Raw genomic sequence first — 16,169 nt, 5'->3', positions numbered from 1 at the left:
TTAGCCTTTCTCTGGCTGATTTTCGCCTACCAACTTGCGTGCCAGGCGGTGAACTTCCTCGTCGGAACGGTCACGGCTGAGGTAGCGAACCTCTTGCGGTTGAATCCGGCGGGAAACCAGCGCCCAAGGCAGCTCTTTCACCAACCACTGAATCAGCTGTTCGCGCAGGTAGCACCGTAATACCCACAAATCATTGCTGTCTACCGCAGAAACGGAGATCCTTACAGTCTGGCAATCAGCGTTCATATCGGAAACATCGACGCTGGCGCTGCGTCCATCCCACAGTTCAGTGCCCGACAGCAGCAAATCCACTTGTGCGCGGATCGAATCGATAGGTGCGGAATAGTCGAGATAGAGCTCCACCATTCCCACCTGCTGAGTGTGTTTGCGTGTCCAGTTCTCGAACTTCTGTTGAGTGAAATGGGTAGAAGGCACAATCATTCGGCGTTCATCAAAGAGATTAAGCACCACGTAGGTGAGGGTGATTTCCTCTACCGTGCCCAGTTCTTTTTTCCCGTCTAAACCAGGAACCTGTACCTTATCTCCTACCCGCAGAGCGTCTGACAACGCCATTTGCACCCCGGCGAACACATTCGCCAAGGTCGATTGAGCAGCCAAAGTTGCCACAATCGAGGCCACCCCAGCTGAAGCCAACATAGATCCCATTGCCACCTGGGCAGAGGGGAAGGTTAAAATCGCGCTGGCAATCCCCACCACGACCACTACCGCTTGCAGGACGCGCCGAATCACCTGTGCTTGGGTGAGCATTTTCGAACGGTTACGAGAGGGCTTCTCTTGGTTAGCCTTGACCGCTACGTCCTCAATCAGATAGCAGATTCGGGTAGTAAGGAAAGTAAACGCCAAAATTACTGCAACCAGCAGTCCATGACTAAAGCGCCCAATTCCGGTAGAACTTTCAATTTCTAGACCGGAGGTGGTGTATTTCCAGCCCAGATAGGCTCCCAAAATTATCATGGTGAGGAAGAAGGCGCGGGTAGCGCGGTTCAGGATCAATTTCGTGAGCGGTTGCCGCCGGGACACCAGCTTCAAAATGGCAGTAGCGATTAACGCCAGCACTATCCCAGAGACTACCCCCACGCCCATACCGGCGAGGCTAGTTAACCAGTCGAATACTTTTTCGACAGTTTGATCGGATGAAGATGTTCCCCAAGGTTGCAGCTGCATATATCTAGACTACGTTTCGCGGGCAAAAAATGCAGTTATTAAACCCTTAAACAACGCGGTAAACGTTAGTTGTGAGAGGCTTCATAGATGATTACTTTGCCTTTACTCACCTTCGCCCGGTAAGCTAATTCAAGTCTGAGCCGAGGCCTTTGGGCCAGGCCGCAAGGCCCCCATCGTCTAGAGGCCTAGGACACCGCCCTTTCACGGCGACGGCACGGGTTCGAATCCCGTTGGGGGTACGATCTGCCGAGAGGTGGAGAAACATAAATAAATATGGCCCAGTGGCGCAGTTGGTTAGCGCGCCGCCCTGTCACGGCGGAGGTCGCGGGTTCGAGTCCCGTCTGGGTCGCAGGTCTTATTAGACCGCTAGGCTCTGTAGCTCAGTTGGGAGAGCGTTCGACTGAAAATCGAAAGGTCACCGGATCGATGCCGGTCGGAGCCACCACTGGTAGCTTTTTCGCGTTAAATTTTATTTTTAACTCCTGCCTCTAAGAGGCAAAATGATCCCAACCTTGCTGGCACTGCAGTTTTCCATCTATTAACAGCTCTGTTCCTAGGCTTTCTTTTGAGGACGAGTGGGGATTAGTGACCCCTGCGTCCTCGCCGCTACTTTCGCTGCATTCCGTATGCCCAGGCGAGTTTGCTGGTAGTACCCGTCCAATGGCGGAAAATCCGGGAATCGAAAATCCTGCGGGCGCGGTACAAAGTAACCCGTGGTCTTCGCCGCCGCCTAAAACCCAATCCCAAGCGTTAATCCCCAGGGCATGAGCAAGCCCTGATAACCGGCTCGCGTACTTTTCCAACAGTTCACGCTGTAAATCAATAACCACTCCGGAGGCGACAGCTATTTTCGCTCCGTCACGGGTGAGCCCATCGGAAACATCCATCAATGCATGCACGCCTGCCCCCGCCAGTTGCGGCGCAAGATCGGCAGGAACCTGCGGCACTTGATAGCGAGAAATCACCTCATCCGCAAGGTTGTGCAAGGTTTTAGGAAGGGCAGGATCATTTACCGCCACTGCCGGACTTTGAAAGCGTTCTAGCAGCGCTAAACCGGCAGCCGAATCCCCCAGATTGCCGGAGAAATACACCAGGTCACCCGCTTTTGCCCCACTGCGCAGCAGGGGAGACCGACCTTGTAAATCCCCGATAACCGTAACTGCCACCTGCAGGCAAGATCCGCGCGATAAATCTCCTCCTACCAGGGAGTACCCGTAACTCTCTAACCCTTTTGTCAGCCCGGCAGCCAAGGCATTCATCTCAGTCTTGCCCATTTCTTTGGGAACAGTTACCGCCGCGACCGCGCTATGGGCGCTGGCTCCCATCGCCGCAATATCGGCGGCGTTTTGAGCGGCCGCGCGCTGGCCAATCTGTTCTAGGCTCATCCAGTCGCGGCGAAAATGTACTCCCTCAACCAGCACATCGGTGGAAATAACGGAGCGAGAATCAGGATGCGCCAAAACCGCGCAATCATCTCCGGTGCCCACCAGCACCCGGGGGTGAGTATGCAGATTACGGCTAAAATCGGCGATTAAACGGTCTTCGGCGGTAATCGGAGTAGGTACGACCTTAAAGGCAGCCTGGGAGGAAGACGCAGAGGAGGAAGCGATCGGGCCGCTCTTCGCGGAACGGGACATGCTCATGGATGTTAGCTTACCTGCAGCCTGCAAGCACCCCTAACCCAGATTTCCCACCCGTCGTTGTCCTACAAAGCTAACCGTGAATCCTATTTAATAGCGTTATCTAGCTGGGCTTTGCGGGTTAGTTGCTGCAAGAACCGATCTTCAGTTTCCTCGAATAGGTCGCGCCAATAGCCGCGCCGAGTAACTTTCCCATGTTTTAGCACTACTACCTGGCAATCTAAGGCAATCACATCGGTTAGGTCGTGGGTGACCTGGATAGTGGTGGCACCCCCAATCCGTTCCCGCAATAACAGCCGCAGCTGATCGGCTACCTCTACGTCTAGGGAGGCCATCGGTTCGTCCAGTAACACCACATCCGGTTCAATCGCCATCGCCCGGGCAATAGCGGCGCGTTGCTTTTGACCGCCGGAAAGCTGATGGGGACGGCGGCGCTCTAAGGTCTGCATGCCTACGGAGTCTAGTTGGGCGCGAGCCAGCTTTTCAGCGCGCGGCCTATCGATCCCTAAGCAGCGCAACCCAAACACTACGTTACGCAGCACGGACATATGCGGAAATAGCGCCGGGTCTTGGGCGAGGAGGACAATCCGGGGCTGGTCGACGCTCCATTTAATAGAGCCAGAATCCGGTACCAGTGTTCCGGCCAACAGGGAAATAATGGTAGATTTTCCCGCCCCATTCGGGCCCAGCAAGGCGGTGGCGGAGCCGGGAGCAAAATCTAAATCCACATCCAGGTTACGCACCGCGATTTTCGCATCCAGATGCACCCCGGGGCCAGCCTGTTTTTCGCGTGCAACTTTTTTGGAAAGACCGCTAATCGCGCCTACTGCTCCCGGGGCGTCGTTTTGCTTTTGTCGCCCCATCAGGCGTGAGTACCAGAAGTCGGAAAGTACCTGGGTGCCACCTACTATCACAATTGCCAGGGCAATAATCACTAAAGATAAAGAAAGCGCCAGGTCAGTATCGGTTTCGCGCTGCAGATATACCTCTAGGGGAAGGGTGCGGGAAATACCTTGCAGGGAGCCGGCAAAAGTAATGGTTGCCCCAAACTCTCCTAGGCAACGCGAAAACGCTAAGGCAGTAGCGGACACGATTGCGGGTGCCGATAGCGGCAAAGTTACCTGTAGAAGGGTTCGGGTGCGGGAGGCGCCTAACCCCCGGGCTGCGGCCTCATATTGGAAACCCCGAGTGCGCAGCGCGCCCTCTAAAGAAGTAATCAGGAAGGGCATCGCCACGAAAGTTTGGGCAATAATTACCGCCAAGGTGGTGAACCCAATCTGAATCCCTAATAGATCCAGCTTCGACCCTAAAATCCCCATCCGTCCCCAGGTGATTAGTAGCACCAGACCGGCAACGACCGGGGGCAATACCATCGGGAGAGTGACAAAGGTGCGTACCAGGCGAGGAAAGAAACTATTGCGTGCCTGGGCGAGCCACAACGCGAGCGGCACCCCGCAGACAATACACAGCGCAGTAGACGTCAGGCAGGTTTTTAAGGACAGCCAAAGAGCGTCCTGGCTTTGGGTAGTGGCCAGTAGCTGTGGAATCTGCCCCCAATGTACCCGCATCACCAAGGCGGCGAAAGGGATCAGCAGGAAAAGTAACGCCAAGGTGGCGGGGCCCCACAGCCAAGCTGGAGATCCCGCCGCTTGATTAGCTCCGAAAGACTTACGCAAGGGAAGTGTTAGCTCTTATCTGTTGACAGGGGAGCAGAGAAACCATAGTTTTCCAGGATCTTTAGGCCCTCGTCAGACAGGACAGCCGCGATAAACTTCTTAGCTGCCTCCTGGTTGTTAGAGGCTTTCACCAAAGTAATCGGGTAGGCGTTAACTACCTGTTCGATTCCCTTAACTTTGATAATCTCTACTTTGTCTCCGGCAGCTAGGGCGTCGGTCTGGTAAACCAGTCCCGCGTCGGCCTCACCGCTTTCAACTTTGCCGCGCACATCGGTAACTTTCTGTTCCTCCGATACCGGCTTCAGAGTGACGCCTAGTTTTTCTTGCAGTTCCTTGGTGGCATTGCCGCAAGGCACGCCCTCGGCGCAAACCACCAGTTTTTTGCCATCCAAAGAGGCGTCTAGCCCGGTGATCTTGGCGGGATTACCTTTGGGGACGATTAGCGCCAGGGTATTGGAGGCGAAGGGTTTAACCTCGCTAACCAGATCCGCATCGGTCGCTTTGGTCATGTTCTTTTCGTCAGCTGAAGCAAACACGTCGGCCGCCGCGCCATTCTTTAGTTGATCTACCAGGGTAGATGAACCTTCGAAAGAAAACTTTACCTCGATATTGGGGTCGGACTTTTTCAGTACCTTCTCTACTATTTCCGGGAAGGCTTTATTTAGGGAGGCGGCAGCGAACACCGTTAACTGGGTTTTTTCAGTCGGAGTCTTGCTTTCTGTGGCCTTAGTACCTCCGGAAGCCGAGCAGGCACCGAGGGTCAAAGCAAGCCCAGCAGCTAGGGCGAGAAGACGAAACTTTTTCACAGTTTTTCTCCTTCTGGGAGCTGCACCGAAACGTTAGTCGCTTTGATCTGGGCGGTAGCCGCTGAACCTACCTCTAAGTTAAGTTCTTCCACCGCTTCGGTAGAGACCAAGGAAACCACCCGGTAGGGCCCGCACTGCAGATCCACCTGGCTCATTACTTGGCCTTTTTTCAGAGCTATCACTAGACCTTGGAAGTGGTTACGGATTGACTGGTTAGGTTTTTCTCCCAGATGTATGGCACTAGGTCGTTCCTGCAAGAAACGGGCAACTGAGGCGCCGTCCACCCGCTTGGGTCCAGATCCGGTAACTGCTTTGATTAGGTTTTCATCGAGCCAACGGCGAATGGTGTCATCACTGACCCCTAGCAGGTTGGCGATAGTAGATATACGATATTTTGGCATAGGCACAGATTATCGTAAATTCGAGGAAAATATCGGAAAAGCCTTGATAGCGCGGAATAAATAGGGAGAAAACTACGAAGCTGCCGGCATCACGAAGCTCAGTCCGACAGCCTAGTAAAAGTTCCCCGAATTAGGCTCCCTGCGCAGGCGCTCCTCCTGCGTCCTCACCGCCAGCAGCAGTAGCCCGAACCGGGGCCCAGCCCGGCTTTTCAGGGCTAGCGGCAGTCGCGGGGCGCCGTGACCGGTAAACGATCGGAGGCCGAGTAACGTAACCCACCGGAGCCGAGAGCACGTGCACTAGGCGGGTGAAAGGCCAGACCGCCAACAGCAGCAAGCCGGCAATAATATGCAGCTTGAAACTGAGCGGCACATCGACCATTAGATCTACTCGCGGTTGCAGCATAAACAGGGAACGCAGCCACACCGAAATTGTCTTGCGATAGTTATAGCCGCCATCTGCTCCAAAAAGCTGGTTGGCGGCAGTAGCTATTGCCCCCAACGCCAGGGGGATCGCCAAGAATACATAGGCCACCAGGTCGCGGCCGGTAGTAGCGAAACGTACCGAATGGTTTACGAAACGCCGCCACAGTAAACCAATAAAACCGACCAGCGCCGCAATCCCTGCCACGGTGCCCCCAAAAGTGGCTAGCAGGTGGTACTGATGCTGGGTGACCCCCATAGACTCGGTCATCCAGTCGGGAATAAATAGCCCCATAAAGTGTCCCACCAGTACGAACAGGATCCCGAAATGGAATAGCGGGGAAGCTAGTCGCAGGATTTTAGCTTCCCGTAGCTGTGAGGACTCGGAAGTCCATCCATACTGGTCAGAGCGGTAACGCCAGATAAGACCGGCAACTAGCAGCGTAATGCAAATGTAGGGAAATACTCCCCAAAACAATACGTCCATGACTTCACCCTTCGCTCGCGGTGTCTGATTGAACCGGGGCTAACTGTGGCCACGGTAAGTTATTACTGTCGTCTAAGCCCACCAATTCGGTAGGCGGGCCTTGACGGATTAGGCGCTCCATGCGCTGGCTGGTTTCACTGTCAGCTTCTCCCAACACCATGCGCAGGGCATTTACTATTTTTTGCCAGGGAGAATCCAGAGAGCATAGCGCGGCATGCAGCACTTCGATACCCTCCCGGCTGGCGGCGATCGCGCCCAACACTAAAGCTACATCTTCGCCCTCACAGCGGGCTGCCAACTCTAAAACCCGAGGTAGATAGTCGGGTAAAGATTCCCGGTGGGGAGGTTCAAATCCTACGGCGCTAAATAAATCTGAAAACACCGTAAGCGCGATCCCGCGTTGCCGGGTATCTCCAGTGGCGTAATAGGTTAGCTCCAGGGCGCAGCGGCGTTTACGGTCAAAAGTTTCTACGTAGTCCTCTTGTACCCCGCGAACCCCGCGCATGCGAGCCCAGGAACAAAACTCTCGTAGCTCTTGCCCGATAGCCTCGGGTAGCAGCTCAGCTTCTGCTTTTACCTGCGAAAGGATTTTCTCTAGGTTGTCACCGGGATAATCCAAAAGCAGCGCGCATGCCATAAGAGCAGCAGAGCGCTGGTTCGGCTCGAGAGCCACCGCGTTTACCGGGGGCGCCTCCTGCCGGGTAGGAATGAAAGAAACCTTGGAGTTCACCGCGGCGCCCTCCCAATTTCCACCGGGACTTTACCCGAGGACGCGCCCTGACCCACCGGACAAATATATTCACTGGGGGTACGGGCAGTTTCGGGATGAGTGGTGGGAATGACGTAACGATCTTTATATTTAGCGATCGATAGCAGCCGGTACATGGCTTTTACTTGTTGTTCACTCATGCCCACCGCAGCCGGGATTTCCGGGTTCGGCTGATCGCCCAGGTTGATATCGCGCATATAGGAACGCATAGCCGCCAAGCGCCGCAAGGAGCGCTCCACCGGGCGCGGATCCCCAGCGGCAAATAGGTCAGCTAGATATTCCAAGGGAATACGCATAGTGGCTAGGGCAGTCAGCAGGACCTTGTGGTTCTCACCGTCGGCTCCCGAAGCGGTAACCGCCTCAACTACCGGAGATAGTGGGGGAATGTACCAAACCATCGGCAAGGTGCGGAACTCTGGATGCAGGGGCAGCGCCAGAGAATATTCCACGATCAACTTATAGACCGGAGATTTTTGCGCCGCCTCGATAAAGGACTCAGGAATCCCGCTTTGCCGCGCAGCTGCAATCACTTCCGGATCGGAGGGATCCAACATTACGTCTCGCTGTGCCTGGTAAAGCTGAGTTTCGTCCTCGGTTGCGGCTGCCTCGCTGACTCGATCTGCGTCATAAAGGATTACTCCCAGGTAGCGCAGCCTACCAACGCAGGTTTCGGAGCAAACCGTAGGATCGCCGGCCTCAATCCGGGGATAACAGAAAGTACATTTTTCGGCTTTGCCGCTCTTGTGGTTGAAATAAACCTTCTTATAGGGGCAACCCGAAACACACATCCTCCAACCGCGACAAGCATCCTGGTCGACCAGAACAATCCCATCTTCGGTACGTTTATACATCGCTCCCGAAGGGCAGGCGGCCACGCAAGTCGGGTTCAAACAGTGATTACAAATGCGCGGCAGGTAGAACATAAAGGAACTCTCGAGATCCGCTTTTACCTTCTGGTTCATCTTTTTAAGGGTGGGATCGTCCTGCATGGTTTCGGTAGAGCCGGCCAGATTGTCATCCCAGTTTGGCCCCCACTCGATGTTCTTTAGGGGCTTTCCGCTCATCTGAGAACGCGCCTGCGCTACCGGTAGCGCTTTCGAACCTGCCGGAGCCGACAACAACTTGTCATAGTCGTAAGTCCAGGGCTCGTAATAATCATCTATCTGCGGCATATTGGGGTTGGCGAAAATTTTAGCCAGCTGTGCTAGTTTCCCCCCAGAACGCGGAACTAACTTGCCGGAGGCAGTGCGCCGCCAGCCACCCTTCCACTTTTCCTGGTCTTCCCAGGTGCGCGGATAACCGAGTCCGGGACGGGTCTCCACATTGTTGAACCACATATATTCGGTGCCGGTACGGTTAGTCCATGCCTGTTTGCAGGTCACCGAGCAGGTGTGGCAACCAATGCACTTGTCCAGGTTCATTACCATGACCACTTGGCTCATTACTTTCATGACTGGGCTCCTTTAGAGAAAATGCAAACTGCCACTGACATTTAGAACTCCACCTCCTGGCTGCGGCGGCGAATATAAGTGACTTCATCGCGTTGATTGCCGGTAGGACCGGTGTAGTTGAAGGCATACGAGAACTGTCCATATCCGCCCAACAGGTGCGTTGGTTTAATAAAGATGCGGGTCAAGGAGTTATGGGTACCGCCACGTTTACCGGTTGACTGGTTAAGCGGAGTATGGGTAATCCGTTCTTGTGCGTGATACATAAATACGGTTCCCTCCGGGATCCGGTGGGACACAATCGCGCGGGCGCTAACCACTCCGTTACGGTTGTGGGCTTCAATCCATTCGTTATCGCGTACCCCGATCTTGGCGGCATCCTGCGGAGACATCCACACGGTTTGTCCGCCGCGACCGAGAGTGAGCATATAGAGATTATCGAAATACTGGGAGTGAATCGCCCACTTGTTATGGGGAGTGAGGTAGCGGACTGCGACCTCGGCACTGGGGGTGCCATCCCCGCGCACCATGCCCGGTGCGGGTTCCCCAAATAGGTGATGCAAATCCAGCGGAGGCCGATAGGTGGGCAGGGATTCCCCGTAGGCACACATCCAATCGTGATCCAGGTAGTAGTGCATCCGACCCGTCAAAGTGTGCCAGGGCTTGTGGTACTCTACGTTTTGGCTAAACGCGGTGTAGCGCCGTCCTCCGTGTTCACTGCCTGACCATTCGGGGGAAGTAACCACTGTCTTGGGAGCCTGTTGCACATCGGCCAGAGTGATCTGGTAATCAGCGTGCCCACGAGACATTTCAGTCATATCTCCGGAGGCACCCACTTTTTCAGTTAAGGTCTTAAAGCCCTGGGTAGCCAGCCGTCCATTGGTGGTACCGGAGAACTTCAAAATAAACTCGGCAGCAATCTGATCGGTGTCTAGGCGCGGCCGCGGGCCAATCGCGGTCTCGATTTCTCCGAACTGTTCGCGCATTTCCCGTAGTTCTTTATCCGGGGTGAAAGGCACGCCCTTGGTACCCATCCCCATTTTCTCGATTACCGGACCTAAAGAGTTAAATTTCTCCGCAATCTTGGTGTAGTCGCGCTCGATCGGAATAATCTTTGGCATATTGACTCCCGGCACCCAGCCGCATTCCTCCCGGGGAATAACTACCCCGGCAGGATTAGCTAGTTCATCGGGGCTGTCATGCCCCAGAGGAGCGGCCAACACATCTGTTTGCGTGCCTAGGTGACTGCCTGCCATCTGCGACACCAATTGCGCCAGATCTTGGAACAACTGGAAATCCGTGCGTGCCTGCCAGGGCGGCAGGATCGCCGCGTTGAAGGTATGCACATAGGGATGCATATCCGTGCTGGACAGGTCATATTTCTCGTACCAGGTGGCAGCAGGCAGTAAAACGTCAGAATGTAAAGTGGTAGAAGTGTTACGGAAATCCGCAGTCACTACCAAATCCAGCTTGCCTTTCGCGGCCTGCTCGCGCCAACGAACGTTACGAGGACGCTGATCTTCGGGTACTTCCTCGGCCTGGACATCGTTATCGGCGCCGATCATATGGCGCAAGAAGAACTCGGTACCTTTAGCAGAGGACCCCAACAGGTTAGTCCGCCAGTTAAAGAGGACGCGCGGGTAGTTGACCGGGTTGTCCGGATCTTTCGCCGCGAACTCTAGCTTTCCGGCAGCTAGCTGTTCGGCTACGTATTCCGCGGGTTTCTTCCCCGACTCTTGCGCTTGCCGTCCCAGTTCCAGAGAAGACCGGTTGAACTGGGGATATGCGGGCATCCAGCCGCGTTCGGTAGCTTCCAGTAAAGAATCCGCAATGTTTTGCTTGGGTACCTGAGCCACGCTCGCGGGCGAAGTTAAGCGGTCGGTGGTTAGCGAATCGTAACGCCACTGGTCAGTAGTTAAATACCAGAAACCGGTGGAGATCATTTGCCGTGCCGGGCGTTGCCAGTCCAAGGCAAATGAATATTGCGTCCAGCCGGTAATCGGACGCACCTTTTCTTGCCCCACGTAGTGCGCCCAGCCGCCACCGTTAACCCCCTGGGTACCGCACATAGAAGTTAGTGCCAGGATGGTGCGATAAATCTGGTCAGAGTGGAAATAGTGGTTAGTGCCAGCACCCAAAATAATTTGGCTACGTCCCTTAGAATCTAGGGCGTTTTGGGCGAACTCGCGGGCAATCCGGATGGTGGCATTAGCCGGCACTCCGGTGATTTCTTCTGCCCATGCCGGGGTACCCGGGTTGGAGGAATCCTGATAATCCTCACCCCAAACGCCCGGTAGACCGGCGCGCTTTACCCCATAGTGAGCCAGCATAATGTCAAAAACGGTGGTAACCAGATGTCCGTCAACCTCGCGCACCGGCACCCCGCGCTTAATGGTGCCAGCACCTACCGAGGAGCCTGCGCTTTCTCCGGCTACCAGGTCGAAACGCGGAAGAGTGATTTCTGCGGTTTTAGCATCGCTTTCATACAGGCTGAGCTCGGCATTGACGCCCTCCATCTTCAGGTTCCAATGGCCTTTACCTTCCGGAGTGAACCGGTCAGCCAAAGTACCACCCGGATCCTTGACACTGCCGTCGGCATCCATCACTAAGAAGCGGAATTCTGGTTTCGGTTTTGCTTTAGTTTCTGCAGGTAGGCTAGAAACGTCAGCGGCGCTTAGGAATTTTCCGGGCACCAATCCTTCCGCGGTTTCTTCTAGCTTTATCAGGAAGGGCGAGTCGGTATATGCCCGCATATAGTCCAGGAAATACTGAGACTGTTTGCCCACGTGGAACTCATTTAGAATCACATGTCCCATCGCGGTCGCCAGTGCCGCGTCAGTGCCGGGATTAACCCGGAGCCATTCATCCGCAAACTTGGTGTTATCGGAATAGTCAGGATTAATCGACACCATCTTTTGACCGTGGTAACGCGCTTCCGTCATGAAGTGCGCATCCGGAGTACGAGTCAGTGGCAGATTCGAACCCCAAACCAGCAGGTAGGAAGAGTTAAACCAGTCTCCAGCCTCGGGAACGTCGGTTTGATCCCCAAACACTTGGGGGCTAGCGACTGGAAGATCGGCATACCAGTCATAGAAAGATAGGTTGACCCCACCAATCAGCTGCAGGTAGCGGGCGCCCGCCCCGAAAGAAACCATCGACATAGCCGGGAGCACCGAGAATCCGGCGATGCGGTCTGGACCATAGTCTTTGATGGTGGCCACGTTGGCGGCAGCCACGATCTCTAGGGCTTCCTCCCAGCTGGTACGCACCATACCGCCCTTGCCGCGCGCGGATTTATAGGCGGCGGAGGCTACCGGATCTGCGGCTACCGCCCGGAAAGCCTCGACCGGATCCGGGTGAGTTTGTTTAGCTTTGCGGTAAGCATCTAGCAGTACTGAGCGCACATAGGAGTGCCGGATGCGGGTGGGGGAATACTCGTACCAGGAGAACGCGGCGCCTCGCGGGCAGCCGCGCGGCTCGTAGTCGGGCATATCCGGACCGGTAGACGGATAGTCAACCGCCTGTGCCTCCCAGGTGATTAACCCGTCCTTTACAAACACCCGCCAGGAGCAAGAACCGGTGCAGTTCACGCCGTGAGTAGAGCGCACCACCTTGTCATGGCTGAAACGTTGCCGATAGAACGCATCGGCTTCCCGCCCTCCGACCAGGAACATTTGGCGAGCGTCCTGGCTTACCTGCCCGCGCCTAAGCTTCGCACCTAGTTTTAATAACGAAGAAACAGCCATTTTATTTTCCTTTAAGTTGTGTGCTTATTAAGTTTTTGTCCCGAGGACGCTAGCGGCGTCCTCGGCAATAATTCTTATCCGGGGAAGGGCGCGTTCTTGCGGGCGTACTGCCACCAGCAAAGCGCCGAGCCAATAATGCAAAAGACGGTGCATCCATAGAAGAAGACCGTCGGCGAAATCATAGTTAGCGCCACCGACACCACGAAGGGGCCGAAAGAGGCTACCGCGGCGGTGAATCCGATTGCGCCACCTGCTTGGCGGGCGGGCATAATCATCGGCATCTGTTTGAAGGTGCCGGCATTGCCTAGGCCAGCGAAGAAGAACATCACCAACATCGCAATCAAGAAACCGTAAAAGTCGCTCATACCGCGAGGATTATTTAGGTAGAAGCCCGCGATGGCTAGGGTAACCGCCATGCCCACTCCGGAAATGAAGGTCCAGATTGCCCCGCCCATTTTGTCGCAGAACGGCCCCCAGGCCATCCGGACGACCGAACCGATCAGCGGCCCGAGGAAGGCGAAGGAGGCTCCTGCGACTGCCAGTTTCAAGGTGGACTCCGCACCGTAGTTGTCGTTAATGAGCAGTCCGAATACTGCCGAGAGACCCGAAAATAGTCCGAAGGTCATCACATACAGCACCGTCATATACCAGGTGTTGGGATTGCTGAAGATATCGAGCTGTTGGCGGATATTAGCGGTAATCGGCACGTCACGCAGCATGGTAAATGACAAGATGGCAGCTACGATGCACCAGGGAACGAAGATAATCGCAGCGTTAGACACCCAGATACTAGCCCCGTCAGCGGTCTGCTGGGGGGTCATCCAGGTGAGCCCAAACAGCGAGAATCCCATTAGCATCGGGCCGACTAGCTGAATAATCGACATCCCCAGGTTGCCAATCCCAGCTTGCAGCCCCAAAGCGGTCCCCGATAAGCGTTTAGGGAAGAAATAGCCGGTAGAAGGCATATAGCCAGAGAAGGAACCGCCCCCGATTCCGCACATGAAGGCTAAAGCTAGTAGCCACCAATAGGGGGTGTTCGGATTTTGTACCGCGAAGAACCAGCCCAGCATGGGGACGATGTACAGGATGGAGGACCAGCCCACCAGTTTTCGGGTGCCCACGATGGGCGGCAAGAAGGTGTAAATCAAACGCAAGAATCCGCAGGACAAACCAGGCATAGAGGTTAGCCAGTACAGTTGCGCCTTAGTAAGGTCGAATCCGATCTCGTTAAGTTTCGGGGCAATTGCTGATACCAGGAACCAAACAGTAAATGCCAGGATTAAGGAATAGGTGGAAATCGCCAGGGTGCGCCAGGCAAGACCAGAGTTCCATTTATCCGGGTTATTCGGTTCCCAGTCAGTCAGTATGTATTTAGACTTCTTTGTAGCTTCCATAGCTCCAATGCTTTCAGTAATACCAGGTAACATTGCCAGTCTTGCAGATTGTTCCTCAATTATTCGTGTTAGGATAACTTTTGAGGATACCTGCAGGTTAGGGCAGTATTATTGCTGCAAATAGTAATCAGTTTTTATGGGAAATAACCAGGTAAAGAAAAGTCTTGACTTACATAATTACTAGGAGGAAATCGCCGTGTCAGTAGACCCGCACGCACACTTAAAAGAGAAAAAACTACAAAAATTACGTGGTCGTGCCGCAGGTGCGGTGATAACTGTTTCCGATCGTTGTAAAAGCGGAGAACGCCCTGATAAATCCGGGCCCTTAGCGCAGGAACTGTTGGGTGAGTACGGAATCGACGTAGATCGAGTAAGGGTGGTGGCTGACGGAATCGAATCCGTGCAAAACGAAATTCGTGCTGCCATTGCCGAGGGCGCGCGAGTGGTGCTCACTACCGGAGGCACCGGAATTACCGAACGCGACCTGACACCCGAGGCCACCGCTCCGCTGTTAGAGGCACGCCTGGACGCGATTGCTTGGCAAATCTGTCAGCAGGGTCTAAAAGCCACCCCGCTGGCTTCGCTTTCGCGCGCCCTAGTGGGAATCACTGCGCGTGGCGCAAACGGTGCCATCGTGGCCAATGCGCCCGGCTCCCGAGGAGGAGTACGCGACACCATTAGCGTCCTCGGCCCGCTCTTGCCCCACCTTTTGGAGCAGCTAGATCCGGCCGCCTTCCCCCTGGAATAGATAGTTAGCCACGCCCCCAGGGGCGCGGGGAGAAGTTTTTCCTCCCGCCTATTGATCAAGGGTCTGGCTCGGTAAAAGCACTCCGGGGACCCCGTGAGCCTCGCAAGGCTCGGCTCAAGCCCCTCTCGTATCTTTTACCGGCCGCGACCCTTGCGGGGGAGTAGGTTGTTCCGAGCGGGCGCGGTGGGCATAAGAATTTGGAAAACGCCGCTACGTTTTCCGAATTCTTGGGCAGGAGGGGCAATCTACTCCCTCGCTCGACCTAACCCGGTGTCCTCGCCTAGCTAGCGGGAGATACGTAGCAACTCGGTTACCGGGGCGATATCTGCCGGCGTATCCACGTCGCGGGCATAGTCCGGAGAGATCTCGCGGGTGGCAAACCCGATTTCAGCCAGCACTCCGCGTACCGAACGATTTAAGGTATTTGCTCGCGCCATCTCCATTAGCGCCCGCACGGTAAACGCCCCGAGAACATATTGGGTAACTTCCCCCACCTGGCCTAAAAGTATTTTTTGTTTCTCAGCAGCGTCCTCATTGGTTTCCTGTAGCTGCCGCGCCAGCTGACGCAAAGCAAACCCGGAAAGCGGAGCGTCCACCGGACACACCCCGATAATATCGGAGGGCGAAAATACGAAAGAGTTCGCTAACCTGCGCCAACCAGCAACAATACCGGCGGCAGGGCCGGAGCTGGGAGGTTCCTCCATGGTGAGAAAAACATTCTCTGGAACTTCAACCTCGCCAGGAGCCACCACCACGGTGGGAACTTTCGGCAGGAAGGATAAACTCCAGCTGATGAGGCGATCTCCGGCGATTAGTAAATCGGGTTTGCTGCACCCGCCCAGCCTCTTACCGGTGCCTCCGGCGAGCATAATCACCCCATTTAGATACTGCGAGGAGCTAGCCATGGTTATTTTCCTTAACTGCGGCGGCTTGTTCGCATCCGGGTCGTACCCAGGTGCCGGAGCGCCCTCCCCGTTTTTCAAGGACGTAGCATTCGCGGATGGAAACCATTTTGTCCACCCCTTTCACCATGTCGATTAGGTTTAGAGCCGCAACCGAGGCGGCGGTAAGTGCCTCCATCTCAATTCCGGTGCGATCAGTGGTTCGGCAAATGGCGGTGATTTCCACGCCTTCTTCCGCTAGTTCGATATCGACCGCACAATAATGTACCCCGATAGGGTGCGCTAAGGGCAGTAGCAGCGGGGTACGTTTCGCTGCGGCGATGCCGCCGATACGTGCCACCGCTAAAGCATCCCCCTTAGGAACTTCGCCAGAGCGCAGCGCTGCCATAATCTTTGGCGAGCACTGCACGAAGGCGCGTGCCCGCGCCTGGCGCACCGTGGGGTGCTTGCCGGTAATATCCACCATATGCGCCTGACCTGCTGCATTTAAGTGAGGTAAAGGCTGGGCTTCCGCGTCTTTCATTACTCCTCCTTATTTCCTAAATTC

Annotated in this window: 13 protein-coding genes and 3 tRNA genes; 4 read left to right on the top strand and 12 right to left on the bottom strand. The window is 55.1% G+C overall.

The window, feature by feature from the left end; genetic code table 11:
• Nucleotides 1-1,185, bottom strand: coding sequence for a mechanosensitive ion channel family protein (locus KO216_RS08830; protein WP_215523831.1), 1,185 nt, complete (start codon nucleotides 1,183-1,185; stop codon nucleotides 1-3).
• 166 nt (nucleotides 1,186-1,351) lie between these two features.
• Between KO216_RS08830 and KO216_RS08825 the strand changes: the two genes are divergently transcribed.
• The 3 genes from KO216_RS08825 (at nucleotide 1,352) to KO216_RS08815 (ending at nucleotide 1,630) form a co-directional block, all read left to right on the top strand.
• Nucleotides 1,352-1,424, top strand: a tRNA-Glu gene (locus KO216_RS08825).
• Nucleotides 1,425-1,460: 36 nt separating this feature from the next.
• Nucleotides 1,461-1,534 (top strand) — tRNA-Asp (locus KO216_RS08820).
• Nucleotides 1,535-1,554: 20 nt separating this feature from the next.
• Nucleotides 1,555-1,630, top strand: a tRNA-Phe gene (locus tag KO216_RS08815).
• Between the two features lie 43 nt (nucleotides 1,631-1,673).
• On the opposite strand, the gene thiL is transcribed toward KO216_RS08815, so the two are convergent.
• From thiL to KO216_RS08770, 9 genes are all read right to left on the bottom strand, one after another.
• Nucleotides 1,674-2,828 carry a thiamine-phosphate kinase gene (gene thiL / locus KO216_RS08810; RefSeq protein WP_215523830.1) on the bottom strand — a complete coding sequence of 385 codons (1,155 nt, stop codon included), beginning with the start codon at nucleotides 2,826-2,828 and terminating at the stop codon, nucleotides 1,674-1,676.
• Nucleotides 2,829-2,911: 83 nt separating this feature from the next.
• Entirely contained in the window at nucleotides 2,912-4,501 is a 1,590-nt protein-coding gene (locus tag KO216_RS08805; RefSeq protein WP_251452023.1) for an ABC transporter permease, read from the bottom strand.
• Nucleotides 4,502-4,509: 8 nt separating this feature from the next.
• Nucleotides 4,510-5,307 (bottom strand): molybdate ABC transporter substrate-binding protein, encoded by a 798-nt coding sequence (gene modA, locus KO216_RS08800; RefSeq protein WP_215523829.1) that lies wholly within the window; start codon nucleotides 5,305-5,307, stop codon nucleotides 4,510-4,512.
• Nucleotides 5,304-5,708, bottom strand: a complete 405-nt coding sequence (locus KO216_RS08795) for a TOBE domain-containing protein (RefSeq protein WP_215523828.1) — start codon at nucleotides 5,706-5,708, stop codon at nucleotides 5,304-5,306. Before KO216_RS08795 ends, modA begins: the two co-directional genes overlap by 4 nt.
• Nucleotides 5,709-5,838: 130 nt before the next feature.
• Complete coding sequence (gene narI, locus KO216_RS08790; RefSeq protein WP_215523827.1) at nucleotides 5,839-6,615, bottom strand: respiratory nitrate reductase subunit gamma; 777 nt, start codon at nucleotides 6,613-6,615, stop codon at nucleotides 5,839-5,841.
• 4 nt (nucleotides 6,616-6,619) lie between these two features.
• Nucleotides 6,620-7,345: a nitrate reductase molybdenum cofactor assembly chaperone gene (gene narJ, locus KO216_RS08785; RefSeq protein ID WP_215523826.1), complete on the bottom strand. Its 726-nt coding sequence runs from the start codon at nucleotides 7,343-7,345 to the stop codon at nucleotides 6,620-6,622.
• Nucleotides 7,342-8,835 (bottom strand): nitrate reductase subunit beta, encoded by a 1,494-nt coding sequence (gene narH / locus KO216_RS08780; protein ID WP_215523825.1) that lies wholly within the window; start codon nucleotides 8,833-8,835, stop codon nucleotides 7,342-7,344. Before narH ends, narJ begins: the two co-directional genes overlap by 4 nt.
• A gap of 41 nt (nucleotides 8,836-8,876) precedes the next feature.
• Nucleotides 8,877-12,578 (bottom strand): nitrate reductase subunit alpha, encoded by a 3,702-nt coding sequence (locus KO216_RS08775; RefSeq protein ID WP_215523824.1) that lies wholly within the window; start codon nucleotides 12,576-12,578, stop codon nucleotides 8,877-8,879.
• A gap of 74 nt (nucleotides 12,579-12,652) precedes the next feature.
• Nucleotides 12,653-13,972 (bottom strand): nitrate/nitrite transporter, encoded by a 1,320-nt coding sequence (locus tag KO216_RS08770; protein WP_215523823.1) that lies wholly within the window; start codon nucleotides 13,970-13,972, stop codon nucleotides 12,653-12,655.
• 196 nt (nucleotides 13,973-14,168) lie between these two features.
• Here KO216_RS08770 and KO216_RS08765 point away from each other — a divergent pair, with 196 nt between their 5' ends.
• A complete protein-coding gene (locus KO216_RS08765) occupies nucleotides 14,169-14,720 on the top strand; it encodes a MogA/MoaB family molybdenum cofactor biosynthesis protein (protein WP_215523822.1) in 552 nt (183 codons plus the stop codon).
• 284 nt (nucleotides 14,721-15,004) lie between these two features.
• Here the strand turns inward: KO216_RS08765 and mobA are convergent, their stop codons facing one another.
• Nucleotides 15,005-15,625, bottom strand: a complete 621-nt coding sequence (gene mobA, locus KO216_RS08760) for a molybdenum cofactor guanylyltransferase (protein ID WP_215523821.1) — start codon at nucleotides 15,623-15,625, stop codon at nucleotides 15,005-15,007.
• A complete protein-coding gene (gene moaC, locus KO216_RS08755; protein ID WP_215523820.1) occupies nucleotides 15,618-16,145 on the bottom strand; it encodes a cyclic pyranopterin monophosphate synthase MoaC in 528 nt (175 codons plus the stop codon). Before moaC ends, mobA begins: the two co-directional genes overlap by 8 nt.
• Nucleotides 16,146-16,169: the final 24 nt, after the last annotated feature.

It is taken from the genome of Varibaculum prostatecancerukia (assembly GCF_943169825.2).
In the GTDB taxonomy this organism is placed as follows: Bacteria; Actinomycetota; Actinomycetes; order Actinomycetales; family Actinomycetaceae; genus Varibaculum; species Varibaculum prostatecancerukia.
This window is presented reverse-complemented; position numbering and strand designations above follow the sequence as displayed.

Coding starts and splice junctions, on each gene's coding strand:
- KO216_RS08830 (WP_215523831.1), bottom strand. CDS start 1,185: ATGCAGCTGCAACCTTGGGGAACATCTTCATCCGATCAAACTGTCGAA.
- thiL (WP_215523830.1), bottom strand. CDS start 2,828: ATGAGCATGTCCCGTTCCGCGAAGAGCGGCCCGATCGCTTCCTCCTCT.
- KO216_RS08795 (WP_215523828.1), bottom strand. CDS start 5,708: ATGCCAAAATATCGTATATCTACTATCGCCAACCTGCTAGGGGTCAGT.
- narI (WP_215523827.1), bottom strand. CDS start 6,615: ATGGACGTATTGTTTTGGGGAGTATTTCCCTACATTTGCATTACGCTG.
- narH (WP_215523825.1), bottom strand. CDS start 8,835: ATGAAAGTAATGAGCCAAGTGGTCATGGTAATGAACCTGGACAAGTGC.
- KO216_RS08775 (WP_215523824.1), bottom strand. CDS start 12,578: ATGGCTGTTTCTTCGTTATTAAAACTAGGTGCGAAGCTTAGGCGCGGG.
- KO216_RS08770 (WP_215523823.1), bottom strand. CDS start 13,972: ATGGAAGCTACAAAGAAGTCTAAATACATACTGACTGACTGGGAACCG.
- mobA (WP_215523821.1), bottom strand. CDS start 15,625: ATGGCTAGCTCCTCGCAGTATCTAAATGGGGTGATTATGCTCGCCGGA.
- moaC (WP_215523820.1), bottom strand. CDS start 16,145: ATGAAAGACGCGGAAGCCCAGCCTTTACCTCACTTAAATGCAGCAGGT.